The sequence below is a fragment of the Isoptericola sp. NPDC058082 genome, assembly GCF_042885055.1.
Lineage (GTDB): Bacteria > Actinomycetota > Actinomycetes > Actinomycetales > Cellulomonadaceae > Isoptericola.
This window is the reverse complement of the sequence record NZ_JBHVSQ010000036.1, coordinates 1-2430: the sequence shown is the minus strand read 5'-3', so window position 1 is coordinate 2430 and position 2430 is coordinate 1. Positions and strand designations below refer to the sequence as shown.

Genomic DNA, 2430 nt, shown 5'->3' with positions numbered 1-2430 from the left:
GGCTGGTCTTCCGCACAGGCACTGAATTCGCCGGCCTGTGGGGCGGCTCGACGCTCTCCGCCTGGCGCGGACGTGGCATCTACCGCGCTCTGGTCGCCGCCCGCGCCCACATCGCAGCAGTTCGCGGGGTCCGTTATCTGCAAGTGGACGCGTCCGGCGACAGCGCACCGATCCTGCGCCGGCTGGGCTTCCACGCAGTGACCACCACGACCCCTTATGTATGGTTGCCGCCGCGGGGAACGGTCGGCCCGTAAACGCAGAAAAGCCCCGCACCAAAGGTGCGGGGCTTTCCCGGAATAATTGTTCGGCGGCGTCCTACTCTCCCACAGGGTCCCCCCTGCAGTACCATCGGCGCTGAAAGGCTTAGCTTCCGGGTTCGGAATGTAACCGGGCGTTTCCCTAACGCAATGACCACCGAAACACTATGAAATTAACCAACACCGGGCAACAACACGGCCGTTCGTTATTTCAGAACTAACACAGTGGACGCGAGCAACTGAGGACAAGCCCTCGGCCTATTAGTACCAGTCAGCTCCACCCGTTGCCGGGCTTCCACATCTGGCCTATCAACCCAGTCGTCTACTGGGAGCCTTAACCCCTCAAAGGGGGTGGGAACACTCATCTCGAAGCAGGCTTCCCGCTTAGATGCTTTCAGCGGTTATCCTTTCCGAACGTAGCCAACCAGCCATGCCCTTGGCAGGACAACTGGCACACCAGAGGTTCGTCCGTCCCGGTCCTCTCGTACTAGGGACAGCCCTTCTCAATATTCCTACGCGCACAGCGGATAGGGACCGAACTGTCTCACGACGTTCTAAACCCAGCTCGCGTACCGCTTTAATGGGCGAACAGCCCAACCCTTGGGACCGACTCCAGCCCCAGGATGCGACGAGCCGACATCGAGGTGCCAAACCATCCCGTCGATATGGACTCTTGGGGAAGATCAGCCTGTTATCCCCGGGGTACCTTTTATCCGTTGAGCGACAGCGCTTCCACAAGCCACCGCCGGATCACTAGTCCCGACTTTCGTCCCTGCTCGACCCGTCGGTCTCACAGTCAAGCTCCCTTGTGCACTTACACTCAACACCTGATTGCCAACCAGGCTGAGGGAACCTTTGGGCGCCTCCGTTACTCTTTAGGAGGCAACCGCCCCAGTTAAACTACCCATCAGACACTGTCCCTGATCCGGATCACGGACCCAGGTTAGACATCCAGCACGACCAGAGTGGTATTTCAACGGCGACTCCACAACCACTGGCGTGGCTGCTTCAAAGTCTCCCACCTATCCTACACAAGCCGAACCGAACACCAATATCAAACTGTAGTAAAGGTCCCGGGGTCTTTCCGTCCTGCTGCGCGAAACGAGCATCTTTACTCGTAGTGCAATTTCACCGGGCCTATGGTTGAGACAGTCGAGAAGTCGTTACGCCATTCGTGCAGGTCGGAACTTACCCGACAAGGAATTTCGCTACCTTAGGATGGTTATAGTTACCACCGCCGTTTACTGGCGCTTAAGTTCTCAGCTTCGCCGACCCGAAAGTCAGCTAACCGGTCCCCTTAACGTTCCAGCACCGGGCAGGCGTCAGTCCGTATACATCGCCTTACGGCTTCGCACGGACCTGTGTTTTTAGTAAACAGTCGCTTCTCGCTGGTCTCTGCGGCCACCCCCAGCTCATGGAGTAAATCCAATCACCAGTGATGGCCCCCCTTCTCCCGAAGTTACGGGGGCATTTTGCCGAGTTCCTTAACCATAGTTCACCCGAACGCCTCGGTATTCTCTACCTGACCACCTGAGTCGGTTTAGGGTACGGGCCGCCATGAAACTCGCTAGAGGCTTTTCTCGACAGCATAGGATCATCCACTTCACCACAATCGGCTCGGCATCAGGTCTCAGACTTAATGTGTGACGGATTTGCCTATCACACGCCCTACACCCTTACCCCGGGACTACCACCGCCCGGGCTGGACTACCTTCCTGCGTCACCCCATCGCTTACCTAGTACAAGTCTGGTTCGTCGGCTCCACCACTACCCTCAACTCCGAAGAGATCGGGCCGGCTTCACGGACTTAGCATCGCCTGATTCAGTATTGGGCGTTTCAAAGCGGGTACCGGAATATCAACCGGTTGTCCATCGACTACGCCTGTCGGCCTCGCCTTAGGTCCCGACTTACCCTGGGCAGATCAGCTTGACCCAGGAACCCTTAGTCAATCGGCGCACACGTTTCTCACGTGTGTATCGCTACTCATGCCTGCATTCTCACTCGTGAACCGTCCACAACTCGCTTCCGCGGCTGCTTCACCCGGCACACGACGCTCCCCTACCCATCCCAGCAGGCGTTGGCCCTTAATGCTGGAATGACACGACTTCGGCGGTACGCTTGAGCCCCGCTACATTGTCGGCGCGGAATCACTTGACCAGTGAGCTATTACGC

General features: G+C 57.7%; 2 rRNA genes and 1 pseudogene. 1 reads left to right on the top strand and 2 read right to left on the bottom strand.

The features are described from left to right. Positions 1 to 254: pseudogene (locus ACFVS0_RS21755) on the top strand (GNAT family N-acetyltransferase); the annotation flags it as partial. Between the two features lie 48 nt (positions 255 to 302). Here ACFVS0_RS21755 and rrf read toward each other — a convergent pair. Continuing rightward, a 5S ribosomal RNA gene (rrf, locus tag ACFVS0_RS21750) occupies positions 303 to 419 on the bottom strand. Between the two features lie 79 nt (positions 420 to 498). Next, positions 499 to 2430, bottom strand: a 23S ribosomal RNA gene (locus tag ACFVS0_RS21745); the annotation flags it as partial.